At 44.9% G+C, this 16,268-nt stretch carries 17 protein-coding genes; 4 read left to right on the top strand and 13 right to left on the bottom strand.

What is annotated here, in order from left to right; all coding sequences use genetic code 11:
- Positions 1-92: 92 nt before the first annotated feature.
- Positions 93-1,817, bottom strand: a complete 1,725-nt coding sequence (gene acsA, locus QFZ78_RS38240; protein WP_307555388.1) for an acetate--CoA ligase — start codon at positions 1,815-1,817, stop codon at positions 93-95.
- A gap of 223 nt (positions 1,818-2,040) precedes the next feature.
- Between acsA and QFZ78_RS38235 the strand changes: the two genes are divergently transcribed.
- Both QFZ78_RS38235 and QFZ78_RS38230 read left to right on the top strand, forming a co-directional pair.
- A complete protein-coding gene (locus QFZ78_RS38235; protein ID WP_307555386.1) occupies positions 2,041-2,679 on the top strand; it encodes a GNAT family N-acetyltransferase in 639 nt (212 codons plus the stop codon).
- Positions 2,680-2,748: 69 nt separating this feature from the next.
- Complete coding sequence (locus QFZ78_RS38230) at positions 2,749-3,933, top strand: acetoin utilization protein AcuC (RefSeq protein WP_307555384.1); 1,185 nt, start codon at positions 2,749-2,751, stop codon at positions 3,931-3,933.
- 57 nt (positions 3,934-3,990) lie between these two features.
- Here QFZ78_RS38230 and QFZ78_RS38225 read toward each other — a convergent pair whose 3' ends face one another.
- From QFZ78_RS38225 to QFZ78_RS38195, 7 genes are all read right to left on the bottom strand, one after another.
- The gene (locus QFZ78_RS38225; protein ID WP_307555381.1) at positions 3,991-4,695 is read right to left on the bottom strand and encodes a 5'-methylthioadenosine/adenosylhomocysteine nucleosidase; all 705 of its coding nucleotides are present in this window, start codon (positions 4,693-4,695) and stop codon (positions 3,991-3,993) included.
- A gap of 88 nt (positions 4,696-4,783) precedes the next feature.
- Positions 4,784-5,788, bottom strand: a complete 1,005-nt coding sequence (gene ccpA / locus QFZ78_RS38220) for a catabolite control protein A (RefSeq protein WP_307555379.1) — start codon at positions 5,786-5,788, stop codon at positions 4,784-4,786.
- Positions 5,789-6,060: 272 nt separating this feature from the next.
- The gene (locus QFZ78_RS38215; RefSeq protein ID WP_029195585.1) at positions 6,061-6,468 is read right to left on the bottom strand and encodes a hypothetical protein; all 408 of its coding nucleotides are present in this window, start codon (positions 6,466-6,468) and stop codon (positions 6,061-6,063) included.
- Positions 6,469-6,592: 124 nt separating this feature from the next.
- Entirely contained in the window at positions 6,593-7,135 is a 543-nt protein-coding gene (locus tag QFZ78_RS38210; RefSeq protein ID WP_307443884.1) for a type 1 glutamine amidotransferase domain-containing protein, read from the bottom strand.
- Between the two features lies 1 nt (position 7,136).
- On the bottom strand, positions 7,137-8,876 hold the full coding sequence (ptsP, locus tag QFZ78_RS38205) for a phosphoenolpyruvate--protein phosphotransferase (protein ID WP_307555377.1): 1,740 nt from the start codon (positions 8,874-8,876) through the stop codon (positions 7,137-7,139).
- Positions 8,873-10,762 carry a glucose PTS transporter subunit IIA gene (locus QFZ78_RS38200; protein WP_307555375.1) on the bottom strand — a complete coding sequence of 630 codons (1,890 nt, stop codon included), beginning with the start codon at positions 10,760-10,762 and terminating at the stop codon, positions 8,873-8,875. Before QFZ78_RS38200 ends, ptsP begins: the two co-directional genes overlap by 4 nt.
- Before the next feature lie 197 nt (positions 10,763-10,959).
- The gene (locus QFZ78_RS38195; RefSeq protein ID WP_307555373.1) at positions 10,960-11,664 is read right to left on the bottom strand and encodes a hypothetical protein; all 705 of its coding nucleotides are present in this window, start codon (positions 11,662-11,664) and stop codon (positions 10,960-10,962) included.
- A gap of 187 nt (positions 11,665-11,851) precedes the next feature.
- Here QFZ78_RS38195 and QFZ78_RS38190 point away from each other — a divergent pair, with 187 nt between their 5' ends.
- Positions 11,852-12,415: an NAD(P)/FAD-dependent oxidoreductase gene (locus QFZ78_RS38190; protein WP_307556115.1), complete on the top strand. Its 564-nt coding sequence runs from the start codon at positions 11,852-11,854 to the stop codon at positions 12,413-12,415.
- 83 nt (positions 12,416-12,498) lie between these two features.
- Here the strand turns inward: QFZ78_RS38190 and QFZ78_RS38185 are convergent, their stop codons facing one another.
- Genes QFZ78_RS38185 through crcB (QFZ78_RS38165) form a run of 5 tightly spaced genes read right to left on the bottom strand, consistent with a single transcriptional unit; the run spans position 12,499 to position 15,846 of the window.
- Positions 12,499-12,924 (bottom strand): CoA-binding protein, encoded by a 426-nt coding sequence (locus QFZ78_RS38185; RefSeq protein WP_307555371.1) that lies wholly within the window; start codon positions 12,922-12,924, stop codon positions 12,499-12,501.
- Between the two features lie 11 nt (positions 12,925-12,935).
- A complete protein-coding gene (locus QFZ78_RS38180; protein ID WP_307555370.1) occupies positions 12,936-13,754 on the bottom strand; it encodes a C39 family peptidase in 819 nt (272 codons plus the stop codon).
- A 30-nt stretch (positions 13,755-13,784) separates the two neighbouring features.
- Positions 13,785-15,083, bottom strand: a complete 1,299-nt coding sequence (gene aroA, locus QFZ78_RS38175) for a 3-phosphoshikimate 1-carboxyvinyltransferase (protein WP_307555368.1) — start codon at positions 15,081-15,083, stop codon at positions 13,785-13,787.
- Positions 15,084-15,109: 26 nt separating this feature from the next.
- On the bottom strand, positions 15,110-15,466 hold the full coding sequence (gene crcB / locus QFZ78_RS38170) for a fluoride efflux transporter CrcB (protein ID WP_307556114.1): 357 nt from the start codon (positions 15,464-15,466) through the stop codon (positions 15,110-15,112).
- A complete protein-coding gene (gene crcB / locus QFZ78_RS38165) occupies positions 15,466-15,846 on the bottom strand; it encodes a fluoride efflux transporter CrcB (protein WP_307555366.1) in 381 nt (126 codons plus the stop codon). The genes crcB (QFZ78_RS38170) and crcB (QFZ78_RS38165) overlap by 1 nt, the downstream gene beginning before the upstream one ends.
- A gap of 108 nt (positions 15,847-15,954) precedes the next feature.
- On the opposite strand from crcB (QFZ78_RS38165), the gene QFZ78_RS38160 reads away from it, so the two are divergent.
- On the top strand, positions 15,955-16,245 hold the full coding sequence (locus QFZ78_RS38160; protein ID WP_171648627.1) for a rhodanese-like domain-containing protein: 291 nt from the start codon (positions 15,955-15,957) through the stop codon (positions 16,243-16,245).
- The last annotated feature ends 23 nt before the right edge of the window (positions 16,246-16,268 follow it).

The raw sequence follows: 16,268 nt of genomic DNA, 5'->3' as shown, positions 1-16,268 counted from the left end.
GAAAGACCCGGCTACCCGGGTCTTTTTCATTTCAATGCAATAAAAAACCTTCCTTTCACCATAGATCTGGTGCAAGGAAGGTTTGATTACCTTTAGTCTTCGATCGTCGATAAGTCGCCAGTTGGCAAATTGAGCTCCCAAGCTTTAAGAACACGGCGCATAATTTTACCACTGCGAGTCTTAGGCAGCTTGTCTTTAAATTCAATTTCACGAGGAGCTGCGTGGGCAGAAAGCCCTTCTTTAACGAATTTGGAAATCTCCGCTTTTAGCTCATCAGATGGTGTGTAACCTTCACGCAGGGCGATAAATGCTTTAATAATTTCTCCGCGCATTGGGTCAGGCTTACCAATAACCCCTGCTTCTGCAACCGCAGGATGCTCAACAAGCTTACTTTCGACTTCGAAAGGACCTACCCGCTCGCCTGCTGTGTTAATCACATCATCCACACGACCTTGGAACCAGAAGTACCCCTCTTCATCCTGATAAGCTGAATCACCGGAAACGTACCAACCTGTCAAACGGAAATATTCTTCGTATTTTGAAGGGTTATTCCAAATTTTGCGCATCATCGAAGGCCATGGCGTTTTGATAGCTAGGTTCCCCATCCGATTAGGAGGCAAAATGTTCCCTGCATCATCAATAATAGCCGCTTCGACACCCGGAATTGGACGCCCCATTGAACCAGGCTTAATCGTCATGGATGGATAGTTACAGATAAGTTGTCCACCTGTTTCTGTCATCCACCAAGTGTCATGTATACGTTGGTTATAAACTTTTAGCCCCCAACGTACAACTTCGGGATTTAACGGCTCGCCTACGCTAAGAACGTGACGAAGCGAAGAAAGATCAAACCCAGTAACAACATCATCACCGGCTCCCATCAACATACGGAAAGCAGTTGGCGCGCTATACCAAACGGTTACTTTATATTTTTGTAATGTGTTGTACCAATCTTGTGGACTAAAACGGCCGCCGCGAATCACATTCGTCGCTCCATTCAACCATGGCGCAAAGATCCCGTAGGAGGTTCCTGTTACCCAACCCGGATCCGCAGTGCACCAGTAAATATCGTCCTCTTGAAGGTCCAATACAATTTTACCTGTATAATAATGTTGAATCATTGCATTTTGAACGTGATAGACACCCTTCGGTTTTCCGGTTGAGCCTGACGTATAATGGATAATTAATCCATCCTCACGATCCAGCCATTCGATGTCAAGTTCTGTTGAAGCGCTTTCCATCTCTTTGTAGAAATCAACTTGTCCCTCAGCTAGCTCCACATTTTCACCAACGAGAATAACGTGCTTCAAATGTGGCAGTTCATTATAAGGAACGCGCGATAGTAAACTTGGTGTCGTAATAATCGCTACAGCTTCACTATCTTCCAAACGGTCTCTAACTGCTGTTTCCATGAAAGCCTCAAATAATGGCCCAACAACAGCACCTACTTTGAGGGTTCCAAGTAATGAATAGTAAAGTTCCGGTGTGCGTGGCATGAAAATAAAGACGCGCTCTCCTTTACCAACGCCAAGTCCTCGAAGCACATTACCAAACTGATTAGATTTCGCTTTCATTTGTCCATAAGTGATTGCTTCTTCTCGCTGACTATCGCTGTAATAAAGTGCGATTTTATCCTTTTTGGATGAGTCAGCATGACGATCAATTGCTTCATATGCCATGTTAACTTTACCTGTTTCATACCAGGAAAAGCTCTTCTCGATGTCTTTCCAGTCAAATGACGCATGTGTTTGTTCATAATTGATCATGTTAGGATTAGTGGATACAGCTTCAATGAGTTCAACTTTCATTTGATCCATGTACGTAAAACCCTCCTCACGTGGTAAACCGCTTTCATTTTACTGATTAATTCATGCAAAATGTGATCGATTTTTGACATATTCTATTATATCATACTAGGAAATATTCGCCTACGTTAAAAATTCGTCTTTTAATTCAAACCAAAGTTTGGTATAAGAATACTATGACCTAACGGAAAAGGAAACGTTCATCATGCTTTTTTTTAAAAGGAGAGCTAAGGTTATGCAGCATATCAAAATATACCACTCACACAGCTTGCGCGCAGCTCCCGATCAACCCGAAATTATCATAGAAGGTCCTGTTTCAGCAGAAACCTTGCAGGAGCTTGTTATGCATACCAAATTAGATGCGTTCCGCAGACCTAAGGAGCAGTTAGAGGCACTAATCGAAATCGCACAATTGCCTGAAGGACGTATCATCATAGCAAGAGACGGCTCCACCATTGTTGGCTATGTCACCTTTCACTATCCAGACGAGATTGAGCGTTGGTCACAGGGGCATATGCAGGATTTAATTGAACTGGGCGCCATAGAAGTTGCAGACGACTACCGATCCATTGGATTAGGGAAAAAGATGATTCGACTTGCTTTCGAAGATGAGCAGATGGAGAATATCATCTGTTTCACCACAGAGTATTATTGGCATTGGGACTTGGAAACAAGCAAATTAACGGTCTGGGAATACCGTCAAATGATGGAGAAGCTCATGAAAAGCATCGACATGATCTGGTTCGCTACGGACGATCCAGAAATATGCTCACATCCAGCCAACTGTCTTATGGTGAGAATCGGCAAAAAGGTGCCAATCTCTTCCGTTGAGCAATTTGATCGCATTCGTTTTCAGCAGCGTTTCATGTATTAATTTCTAAGTAATCGTGGGATTTCTAGGGCTTCAAGCGAAATTGTTAGTCCATTCGGGGGAATTAGGGATATGAACAAGAAGGCAAATCCTGTCTTTATCTATGATGATCAAGAAATTCAATATAAATTTAATGAAAACCACCCGTTCAATCAAGATCGTCTCACGATGACGGTGGATCTGCTGCGAAAAGCCGGCGCTCTGCCTGATAGCGCGCTGTGGGCTCCTCGCTCCGCGACAGACAGCGAACTGCTGCGGGTTCATTCACCCGCTTACATTGAAGCAGTGAAAGCGCTTAGCTGTTCCGTGCCGGAGGCGGCTTGGGTCCGAGAAGCAACGCGCTTCGGACTTGACACCGACGACACGCCCTACTTCGCCGGGATGCATGATACCACGGCGAAAGTCGTAGGCGGCTCCATCACCGCAGTCGAGCTGGTGATGTCCGGTAAGGCTCCGCACGCCCTTCACCTGGGCGGCGGATTGCACCATGCCCTCCAAAGCAAGGGCGCAGGTTTCTGCGTCTACAACGACGCGTCAGCGGCGATTGCGCACGCAAAAGAGATGTACGGCGCAAAAGTGTTGTACATCGACACAGATGTGCATCATGGAGATGGCGTGCAGTGGGGCTTCTACGCCGATCCTCAGGTATGCACACTTTCTATCCACGAGACGGGGAAATATTTATTCCCCGGCACGGGCGCCGTGAACGAACGCGGCGAAGGCGACGCGTTCGGCACGAACATCAACATGCCGGTGGAGCCCTACACCGAGGATGAGTCATGGCTGGAGTGCTTCGGCGAGGTGCTCACCGAGACGGTCGCCCGCTTCCAGCCAGACGTCATTATCTCGCAGCATGGGTGCGATGCCCATGCTTTCGACCCGCTCGCGCACGTCCATTGCTCCATGCGCGTGTACAAGGCTATGCCCGAGCTAATCCACTCCCTTGCGCATAAGTGGTGCGCAGGGCGGTGGGTAGCGCTCGGGGGCGGCGGGTACGACATCTGGCGTGTCGTACCACGGGCTTGGAGCCTGCTCTGGCTCGTAATGAGCGAGCAAGCGATCATAGATCAGCTGGAGGTGCAGCCCCAGCTGCAGCTGCCACAGGCGTGGCTGGACGCCTGGCAGAGCAAGAGCCCTGTCCAGCTGGTGGATACCTGGTTGGACCCTGTAGAAGCTTGGGCGCCAATTCCAAGGCGCTTAGCGATTGCCGAGAAGAACCGACAAACGAAGGAACTCGCCATGATGTATTTGAAGTAGAAATAAAAGCTCAGAACCGCCATTTCGGCGAAATTCTGAGCTTTTTTTATAGCTATCTTAGAGGAGATGTTTTACGATATCCTCAACCATTTTGTACGAATTTTCAGATGCCTGGACCGTAAACTCGGCAAAGTTAACGTGAGCGGAACCATCTGCTTTATCGGACATCGATCGCAGTACGACATAAGGAGTGGCATTCATCGAGCAAACTTGAGCCACCGATGCCCCTTCCATTTCAACACAAACGCCGTCAAGCGCTTCATACAGGCTGGCAACAACTTCCCTGCTTGCAATAAACTGGTCCCCAGAGAGTACTCTCCCCTTTTTAACTTTGCCTGCAAACAGTTTTTCACCCGAAGCAACAGCCAGCTCAACAAGCTTACTATCCGCTTCAAAGATGGATTTCGCTTCATAAGGGATAACGCCACGAGGAAACCCAAGTGCAGTAACATCCATATCATGCTGCATGCATTCACTCGATATCACGAGATCCCCGATATTCAGCTCCGGATCTAAGGCTCCAGCTACTCCTGTAAAAATAACGGCTTCGACGCCGAAGCTATCAATTAAAATTTGGGTCGTCACAGCCGCATTCACTTTCCCAACACCTGTCCGGCACACGACAACTTGCTTGTTAAAATATGTACCTTCACGAAACGTAATGCCTGCTTTGATCGTTTCACGCACATCGGTCATATGCGAAACTAGGAGTTCTATTTCTTCATTCATCGCTCCGATAAGAGCAATTTTATTCCATGTCATTTCATTATCCTCTTTCCCTTAGAGACATGAGAAAACCTCTACCGAGATCATCCTCAAAGGAATGACCTCGTTTAGAGGTTAGATTTGATTAAGCTTGTGTAACGGAGTTGCGGTAAATAATTTCGTGAGGCAGGATAACCTGCATATGATCCGTTGACTCTTTATTCATCAGCTTCGTTAGAAGACGCATTGACACTGCCCCGATATCATACATTGGCTGTGCTACTGTCGTTAAAGTAGGTCTAACCATGGAAGCCATGCGGATATTGTCCACGCTAATTACGGCGATATCTTGCGGTACACTGAGTCCGTTATCTTGAATCGTATGAATGGCGCCAATCGCCATCTCGTCTGTAGCGGAGAAGATCGCTGTTGGTCTTGGTGAAAGCTCCAAGAAATAGTTCACAGCGTCAACACTTGACTCATAACGATAGTTCCCAATGCGAACATATTCATCACGCAGTGGAATACCTGCCTCATCCAAAGCTTTTTTGTACCCTTGATAACGCGCAAATCCATTCGCTGGATCATGCAGCGTTCCGGATATCATTGCAATGTCACGATGACCGGCTTCAATAAGCACATTCACAGCATCGAAAGCAGCTTTCTCGTGATCGATATCCACGGATGCCATGGCTTGGTTCTCATCCTTCGTGCCGCATAAAACAACAGGTACGGAAGACGTTCGGAATGCCTGTGTATGTTCCTCTGTTACTACACCACCCATGAAGAGCAATCCATCAACCTGCTTTTCAAGCAAGGTGTTAATAACACGAATTTCTTTTTCTTTCTTCTTGTCCGCATTACACAAAATGATATTGTAATGGTACATATTAGCAATATCCTCAATCCCACGTGCTACTTCAGCAAAAATGGAATTGGAAATATCGGGAATGACAACACCAACTGTCGTTGTCTTCTTACTAGCTAAACCCCTTGCTACCGCATTAGGGCGATAACCGAGTCGCTCAATGGCTTCAAAAACCTTCTTACGTGTTTGTGGCTTAACGTTAGGATTGTTGTTTACAACCCTAGAAACGGTTGCCATCGAAACTCCTGCTTCTCTTGCTACATCATAAATGGTTACGGTCACGGTTACTCTCTCCATTTTCAAAAGTATTCTGCGATCCTAGTATATTATCGTTATGATACGACAAATTAATCCATCTTGCAATGTATATTGAAAATGCTTTGAAAATAATTTCAATGTTTTTTCAAAAGATGTACACATTATGCAAGGATAAAGGACTCCATCGTCCTTAGGGACGAGTGCGGTTGTCAAGATTGATGCGGAGTAAAAGTATAAACATATACTTTCATATCAACTACAAAAGCCAACCCCCATTAGGATTGGCCACACACTGCTTATGTCGATATTGCACTCTGTGTGATTTGCGATAACCGCTTGCGAATCTCCTCGGTCCAGGGTTCATCACCTAGCGATTGTGCTAGCAATAAGATGTCCAAAAGTTCATTGATTCTTTCTTCAACGATCTTTTCCATGGAATCATTCATATGCTCTTTTTCCGTTACCTTCAGCAGCAGGAAAGCAACTTCCGAAAGTTCATGAAAAAAGAGCTGCTGCTTCTCAGGCTTACTCCCCAGCCTACCGATTAAACCGGTAAGTTCGGGTTTAACATGAGGAACAACTTCACTACGTCCACACGCTTCACATGAGTAAATAGGTACATTCTCAATGTCGACTTTGTTCTGATAAATAACCGTACGCAGACGAAGGTTCATCGTGCGTCCGCACTTACAATACTTTTGCATTCTAACACTCCTTCACTGGCGGGCGGCATGTACATGAGTTGCTTGTACTATGATATTCTACGATTTTAATCGATTTCCTGCCGAATGAAGAGTAGTAGTTTTTGCCACCTATGGTAGTAGAATGTTACTTTTCCTGTTGTTTATTAAATTGAATAAGCTCATCCACAAATCTCTTGGAAAATGCAGGAAGGTCTGGTGGACGACGCCCGGAAATGATGTTACGATCGACAACTACTTCTTCGTCCAACCAAGTTGCTCCCGCATTTTCGAGATCATCTCGAATGCCTGGCGTAGACGTCATCGTGTACCCCTTTACGATTTTCGCTGAAATCAGCACCCAGCCAGCATGACAGATTTGAGCAATCGGTTTAACTGCCGCGTGAAACTCCTGCGTCAGACGAATCACATCTGGGTAACGACGCAGTTTATCAGGTGCCCATCCTCCCGGAACATAAAGACCGATGTAATCGGAAGACTTTACTTCATCGAAAGCATAGTCTGTCGTAATGGGTACACCATATTTGCCGTGATACACGGTTTTTGCCTTAGGACCGACAATATCCACAACGACCCCGGATTCACGCAAACGTAAAACGGGATACCACATTTCCAAGTCTTCAAATTCTTCATCAACAAAAGCTAATACTTTCGTTCCTGTCAATTCCATGCTAATTTCCTCCTACGATGGATTCTGTTTGTTCGGTTTGAGCAAGCAGTTCTATGATTTCATCACTTGTTTTGCAAACTAGAATTTCATTAACTAACTGTTTGCACTTCTTAGCGTCACTGCTTAATAAACGGTGTTTCACTTGTAACAGTGTCTGCACTGAAATACTTAGTTCTTCTATTCCCAATCCCAGCCATATCGGAAGTGCCCGGATGTCACCCGCCATTTCTCCACAAACGCCGACGGGAATTCCTACACTTTTGGCCGAGTCGATCACATGTTTGAGAAGCCTAATAACTGCCGGATGATAAGGATTATATAAATGCGCAATGTTTTCATTCATCCTGTCTACAGCCAATACATATTGAACAAGATCGTTCGTTCCAATACTCATAAAATTCACTTCACTTGCAAGGACATCCGCGATGAGAGCTGCAGCGGGCACTTCAATCGTTAATCCAACTTCGATATTTGCATTATACGGTAAGCCTTGTGCGTGCAATTCCGACTTAGCCTTCTCAAGCAGAGCTTTAGCCTGACGCACCTCATCCAAGGAAGTGACCATAGGATACATGATTTTCACGTTGCCGTAATGGCTGGCCCTTAGAATCGCTCTAAGCTGTGTCATAAATAAGTCTTTACGGTCCAGCGAGATACGAATCGCCCGATATCCCAGAAATGGATTATCTTCCTTGGCAAGCGGCAAATAATCGAGCTTTTTATCTCCGCCAATATCGAGCGTTCGGATGACGATGGGGCGACCTTTCAGCTGCCTCGCTGCATGACGATAAACTTCATACTGCTCGTCTTCGCTGGGTAACGAATCGCGGTCCATGTAAAGGTATTCCGTCCTGAACAATCCTACCCCAGAAGCCCCGTTACGTAACACTTGATCGATCTCCAGCACGGAATTAATATTGGCATGCAAATTCACATAGCTCTTGTCCAACGTTACTGGTGCAACGTCAGCTATCTCTTGCAAGCTTTCTTTGAACTCGAGCCAATTCTTTTTACGCGCTTGATACCGCTCAATCGTTATTTTATCAGGATTGATGTATAAGGTACCCTCTTGTCCATCAATAATCAGGAAATCGCCATTTTGAATGGGTCGCAGAAGCTTCCCTTCCAAACCCAGCACATACGGTACGGACATTGCTCTTGCCATAATGGATACGTGCGAATGCGTGCCTCCGAGAATCGTTAGCAGACCAAGCACATTAGCCGGGTCCAAATGAGCCAATTGAGACGGTGTTAGCTCTTTGGCGACCAAGATGTAAGGATGATCGATCGGTGGTACCGTTGAGCTTGTATCGCCGAGCAAGTGCTTCAGAAGCCGATTTCCGACATCTTTAATATCAAGCGCTCGCTCCTTCATATATTCGTCGTCTATGAGATTAAACATATCGACAAATTTATCGATAACTTCTTTTACAGCGACTTCAGCTGCCTTGTACTGCAGCTCAATAATCCCTTGAATCTCGTTCATAAAAATGGGATCTTCCAATATGGCCAAATGTGCATCAAAAATATAGGCTTGATCTTGTCCAACAACATCCTTAATCTCTTGCTTAATGATTTCAAGCTCATCTTTGGAAGATCGAATACCATCATACAAACGTTCAAATTCATAAGACAAATCGGTGACATCAATCATTTTCTCAGGGAAATCCCACTCCCAAGTAGGTATGACAAAAGCCTGACCCATCGCAATCCCTGAAGACGCTCCTATTCCTCTGATCATCCATTCGTCCCCCCCGTTTGTTTAGTAGGCTTTAGGACAACCGACATCACAGAACCTTGGCCTTTTTTAACAGCTTTAAATGGAGCAAAGCTCCAAGATTTAACAAGATCGGGATTCGTAATAATCATCGGTGTCGCCATCGATGAAGCGAATTTTTTGACTTTATTGTAATTAAACTTAACTAGTAGTTGACCCGGTTCCACGTGATCGCCTTCTTTTACTACCGCATTAAAACATTTACCCGGCAAGCTAGACGTATCGATGCCAATGTGCAGCAGGACCTCCAGACCTTCCTCGGTCAAGATGCCAAGGGCATGCATAGTCGGATAAATGTGCATAATGGTCCCGGCAACGGGAGAAACCAGTTCTCCTTTCTCGGGAATAAAAGCAACGCCGTTTCCTACCAACCGCGAAGCAAAGATACGATCAGGCACTTCTTCAATTGGAATCATGCGTCCTTGCATGGGCGAAGTAAATAAGACCACATGAATATCCTTGCGCAGTACTTTCATAATCTCTTCACGAATTAGCTCTGAGAATGTTCCGAACACGACCTGAACATTGCCTCCTCCAAGACGGATGACGCCTGCTGCTCCTAAGTGTCGTAATGCCGTGATGTCCATCAGACGATCATTGACAAGTGTAAGACGCAATCTGGTAATACAGGCTTCAATCTTCTTAATATTGTCTTTCCCACCGAGTGCTTGCAAAATAAGTGGAGAGCGATATGGAATATCGCCTGCCCACTCTTCAAGTGAGGAACCTTCTTCTCTACCTGGGGTAGGAATCCGGAACCGCCGTATAGCCCAACGGAACATGAAATAGTAGAGAAGCCCATAAACGATACCGATCGGTATGAGCAATAAACCGTTATGCGATAGGTGCAAATTAATGACGTAGTCGATGGCCCCGGCCGAATAAGAAAAGCCGTGATGAATATTTAATTCATAAGCCATCCACATGGCTGCTCCAGACAAAATCGCATGAATAACAAATAAATACGGAGCAACGAAGAGAAAGGCAAATTCAATTGGCTCAGTGACGCCTGTTAAAAAAGAAGCTAACGCTGCTGTCAAGAATGTCGCCTTAATCTTCGGCTTTAAATCTTCCCGCGCTTCCCCAATAATCGCAAAAGCAATTGCTGGGAGGGCAAACATCATGATGGGATATAATCCGGCCATATACATCCCTGCTGTCGGATCCCCGGCAAAATACCTAGGTAAATCCCCATAAGCCATATGCCCCGTTGGCGTCTGATAAGCACCTACTTGAAACCAGAAAAAGTTATTCAAAATATGATGCAAACCCGACGGTACGAGAAGACGATGCGCGATACCATACACAAAGGCGCCTACACCGCCTAATCCAAGCAGCCAGTTGGAGAGCTTGCCCATCCCCATTTCTAAATAGGGGCCAATAGTGATCATAATATAAGACACTACAAGCGTGCACAGCCCCATAATAAGCGGAACTATGCGGGGGCCACCGAAAAATTGTATGTATTCCGGGAGCTTAATCTCTTTACAGCGATGATAAATAATAGCAGCCAGTAATCCAATAAATATCCCACCTGGTACACCCAGTTGAAATTGAGTCCCCAGTTCATGTTCAATTAGTCTTGTGAACATAAAATAGCCCAGCATGGCTGATAAACCAGCAATCCCAGCACTTTCTGTAAGGCCTAGCGCTACACCAACTGCGAATATGATTGGTATATAATCGAAGACCGTATTCCCAGCCAACAGCAGCATATCCCCTAAGCTAGATGCGTGAATGACATCCCAAGGTAGTTCCCCTAGACGAAGCAACACAGCAGCGATAGGAAGCGCAATGGTAGGCAGCATTAATGAGCGGCCAAGCTGTTGTAAGTTCCCCATCCAGTTCAAACGTATGCTACCTCCTAAGAGTTTTGCTTTAGCAAAACTGACATCGTAAGCATAAGCTCAGCGTTTTCGAAGAAAACTGCATCGTAAGCATAAGCCTTCTCTTATCAAATCGTAAAGCTTGTTCGCCTGTTTGTCAAAACAAAATAAGCAGGTCGGCATTCGACCTGCTCGTAAACTCATTCAAAAGGGTTCCCCTATTAAAACGAGGAATTGGATCCGAATTGTTGCCCCATGCTTGGATTGTTAAATCCGGAATTAAAGGATTGAAGCGATTGTTGTGGATTGTTTTGTTGCATGCTTTGTTGTGATCCATAGCCAGTTTGGAAAGATTGCTGAGAAGGTGTCGAAGAATCACTGCGCTTATACGCATCATGCCCTGGTTGATTCCCACGATAGTTCGCTGTATGGAAAGCGTTTGGTGAAACGTAAGATTGTCCAAATGGTTGTTGATTTGACTGTATAGAACTAACAAACTGACTAGAAACAAATGGTTGTTGAGCAGATACATAACCAAATTGTTGCGATTGATTAGTAGCAAATTGGTTGTTCACTGGGGTATAAGAAGAAAATCCGCTTTGGAAACCTGATTGTTGTTGTTGAGCTGGCGTCGAAGAATCGCTACGTTTGTAAGCATCATAGCCTGGTTGATTACCACGATAATTAGCAGTGTGGAAAGACTCTTGAGAAGTTGCTTGAGCTACTTGAGAATTCCCTTGGTTGAATCCTTGAGTGAGTCCTTGGTTTGCTTGCCCAGCGTTAGATTGATTATAGAAAGATTGTACAGCCCCTATAGGTTGATACTGTTTTTGGAAACCCTGGTATTGCGCATTGTTCCCCTGAAAACCTTGTGAAGATTGATAACCTTGGGAAGCATTCCCAAAGCTGTTGTTATTGTTGTACATGTGTAAATCCTCCTCAGACTCTCATATTTTTGGGCACCTTTTTTGGCGCCTCTTTTATTCTCTCCGCTTGTTGTTTTTTTATTTATGGAAGCCGTTGGGATGTTCATTAGAAAATTGACTATGAATTACCGGCTATGCCATAATCCTTTTGTATCCCATTCTCTTTGTAGGAGGAGTTACCGTAATGATATACGACGTTATTATTATTGGAGCAGGCCCAACAGGATCTAGTGCAGCCTTATTCACCGCAAAAGCAGGTAAAAAGACGCTTGTCATTGACAACAATCAAAGTGTCACCAAACGTGCGTGGGTCGAGAATCATTATGGCGTAGAATCGATAGCGGGTCCTGATTTAGTCGAAATCGGGAAGAAACAAGCAGCTAAATTCGGGACTGAATTCGTACAAGGCAAGGCGGAACAATTGTCAAAAACCGAAGAAGGCTTCCAAGTAACGACCGACAACGGAGCTTACGAAGGAAAACATGTTATTCTTGCAACAGGGCTGTCCGTTGAGCTCGCAGAAGCATCAGGCATTCAAACGAGGCCCGGAACAGAACCACGTATCAAAACAGTCGTTGATGCTGATATGCAAGGCAATACCAACCTTAAGGGTGTATGGGCAGCAGGTACTACAGCTGGAGTTAGTATGCATACAATTGTTACTGCTGGTGATGGAGCTAAAGTCGCAATTAATGTGATTAGCGAATTAAATGGTGAACGGTACGTCGACCATGATATATTAAAAGCTTAGTTGCTAACATACAAAAAACCGCTTCTCTCTTACCTGTTCGGTAAAAGAAAAGCGGTTTTAGTTTTGTCCAAAGTGCGGTGATATTAGTTATTTCGAGGATTTAGAATCGCATCTTCCACTTTAATACAGCGGTCCATAATGACTTCTAACCCAGCTTCGCTAGCAATACGTCCGGCTTCTTCATTCACAATATCGAGCTGGAGCCAGAAAACCTTCGCTTTAATTTTAGCAGCTTCTTCAGCGATAGGAACCACCTGGTCAGCACGGCGAAACACGTTGACGATATCCACGGGTTCAGGAATATCAGATAAAGAAGCGTAGCATTTCTCGCCCAGTATTTCAGTAGCGTTCGGATTGACCGGAATGATCCGGTATCCTCTACTTTGCATAGCCGCGGAAACCATATACGATGTACGATCAGGTTTATCAGACAAACCCACTACAGCAATATTGCCAGAACTCGCTAGGATCTCCTTAATATGCTCTCTTGACGGATTTTCAAAAGTCATGTGATTCCCTCCTATTTTTTCAAGTACGTGAGTCCTTGTTTCCCCATTGCGGTCCAACTATCGATAAACTGATTTTTGTTTACCTGCACTTGCTTTTTTCCGCTTAATGGATCATTTAAGTATACATTATTCTCATCATATCCTACCAATAATACAGCATGTTCCGCATATGTCGTCTTTATTGGTCCAATAGGAGTATCCCAAGTTACCCATTTGTAAGGTATGTTGAAATCAATCGTTGTCCAAATAATAACTGGAATATCATTCGCAATCTGCTGCTCATACATCTCGAAGGACTCACCCGTAATGTCAATGGCTTGAGGTATATACGATTTCAGCAGTGGAAATAGACCGGAGTGATAGATGCCAAAACCCCTCTGCTTCCTAGTGACATCACCTACGAAACCTGTGTTCGGATTTCCCCAATAAGCAATTGAACCATCCGCATTTAGGGTAGCTGGTGTGTCATCCTTAGGCATTTCTGCAGCAAGTTCCATTTTACTTTTTGTAATACCCTGATAATGCAGCAGCATCGTTAAACTTGTTATTTCACAACCTGCTGGCAGTTCTGGTAGTTGTGCAAAAACAGGCGCATCAATCATTGCTGTTTTTTTTATCTGGATAGCTGGGGGCGGAGAAGCAACCTCCGTTACTTTCACGGATGCTATAGGCGTGGCGGCAAACACTGCAGGACTGGAAGCAAAAAGAGCTGGTTCTTTACCAGTCGCTTTGGCATACAGCAATACAGTAAATACACTGCTTGCAAACACAAGTCCAGCAACGAGGAAGAAACCGAACGTCACCTTTAAACCCTGCCAAATAATCGTCATGCTGACTCACCCATTCGTTGTTTTGGGAATCTATGTCTCACTCACAAGTTCAACTTGAGCACCAATAGAACGTAAATGGTCAAAGTACTGCGGATAGGATTTGGCCACATGATGGGCATCATGAATAATCAAACCCTTCTCAGAACGAAGACCTACAACAGTTAAAGCCATAATCACTCTGTGATCGAAATGAGCATTAATTTCGACCCCGCCTGTAACACCTTGTGGTTTACCATGTACGATAATTTCACTTTGGCGTTCTTCTACATCAGCACCGGCTTTACGCAGCTCGTTCAAATAATCGGTGATACGGTCACACTCTTTATAGCGTAAATTTTCGACATTGTAGAAACGAGAAGTACCTTCTGCGAATACAGCTGCTGCAACCATAGCAAGCACGGCATCTGTAAAGTGATCACCATCAAACTCACCAGCAACCAACTTCTGGTTGCCTTTTACATGGACAACACCATTGTCATGAGTTAAATTGACACCCATTGCTCGCAGGACATCCACACAAGCCTTCTCACCCTGCTTGCTATTCTCTTCTAGACGAAGAACGCGTACATCTGAATTCGTTACAGCCGCAGCTGCTAGAATCGCAGCAGAGCCCGGGTAATCCCCTTGAATGACATATTCTTTGGCTTGATAGGATTGTCTACCTGGAATGCGGTAGTGCATCAGGTCTTCGCTAGCGTGCACAATAATACCAGCCTGTTCTAAAACTTCCAGTGTTTGACCTACAATGATTTTGGATTTCAAATCGTGCAGCACTTCAATCTCGCTATCCGCTTCAAGAAGAGGTGTCATAAATAAAAGTGAGCTTAGGAACTGGGAACTAACATTACCGGAAACAGTGAGCTTGCCACCGCGCGGTTGTCCCCCTTTAATAGTTATCGGCAGACGTCCATTAGAATGTTGTACTTCCACACCCATTTGTTGCAAAGTATCAATGAGATCATCATGAGGGCGCTTGCCCAGAGATTCAGGATACGTGTTTACGAATGTCACATCGGGACAAAAAGCGGCTGTAGACATCAAGAAGCGAAGTACAGCGCCGGCATTGCCTACATTAAGCTCAGAAACATGCTTGGGATTCTTACCAAAACCCGTAATAACGATTTTCTCATCATCTTCTTCAATAATAGCGCCCAAATCACGGACACAACGTCTCATGGCATCACTATCTTCACTATGAGCTGGATAATAGATGGTGCTCGTCCCGTCGGCAAGTGCTCCAATTAGCAAATAGCGGGTAGTGTAGTTTTTGGATGAGAGAGCGTTTATTTCCCCTTGTAGATGGGCAGTTGGTTTCACGATGGCTTTCATGTCGTTGATATCTCCTTCGTAAGTGTTTATATGTAATATCCGAGGAAAGTCAGAAGAATTCCACCGGTATAACTGAGCAGTGTATAGAGGATCCAAGTTTGCCACAGACCAGCGCGGAGCTGCTTAATGCTTTCGAGATTCAATGTGGAAAATGTGGTGAAAGCACCCATAAAACCCGTGCCTATCAATAGTTTCCAATTGTCAAATGAGTGATATCTCATCAATAGGCCAAGCAAAAAACAACCCAAAAGATTTATTGTCAGTGTACCATACGGAATAGAACTTGGGAACCTGTTTGCCATGTAGGTCCCTAGCTGAAATCGACAAATTGCACCAAAGAATCCTCCAAAACCTACCAGACAAATGGGCCAAAACCATGTCATCATGAACGACGAACTCCCCCTCGTAAAGACTCACCAATACGAACACCCGTCCATGTAGCACCGAGTCCTCCCCATAAACTTCCCAAAGCATAAAGAGCGGCAAGGATTATATGCCCATGGTTTAACATGCTCATGGTTTCATAGCTGAACGCAGAGAACGTAGTAAAAGACCCTATAAAGCCAGTTGTTATAGGTAGTCGAAGTCTAGTAGGTATGGGAAGCTTTTCGGCAAACGTTATAAAACCAAGTATCAGACAGCCGCTTAAATTACAAAAAAAAGTTCCCCAAGGAAAAACGGAAGCCATCGTAGGATTCCATAAGGCGGAGAGCCCAAATCGGGCAATGACGCCTAATATCCCGGCTAAACCAATGTACAGCATGGCTACACAACTCCTGTTATTAACCCTAGGTTTGACATCTTGACTGTTTGTTTCTATCATTACTTGTAATGGGGGTTCTTCCCCACATATCAAGCATGGAGGTCCGAAATGGATACGATTTTACCATCCGAAATCAAAGAAAGACTGGACCGCGGCGAAAACCTAGCGATTGTCGATGTCCGCGAAGATGAAGAAGTAGCTGCCGGTATCATCCCAGGAGCTAAACATATTCCACTGGCTCAATTGCCAGATCGCCTCAGCGAAATCCCCCAAGTCGAAGAGCTTATTCTCGTTTGCCGCAGCGGAAACCGCAGTGGGCGCGCAATTAGCTTCTTGGAGGCTCAAGGCTATAAAGGTCTTAAAAACATGACAGGCGGCATGCTAGAGTGGGAGGACTAAGCTTCTAAGCTTGTCCCCTCCTC

Source organism: Paenibacillus sp. V4I5 (assembly GCF_030817255.1).
Classification (GTDB): domain Bacteria; phylum Bacillota; class Bacilli; order Paenibacillales; family NBRC-103111; genus Paenibacillus_E.
This window is presented reverse-complemented; position numbering and strand designations above follow the sequence as displayed.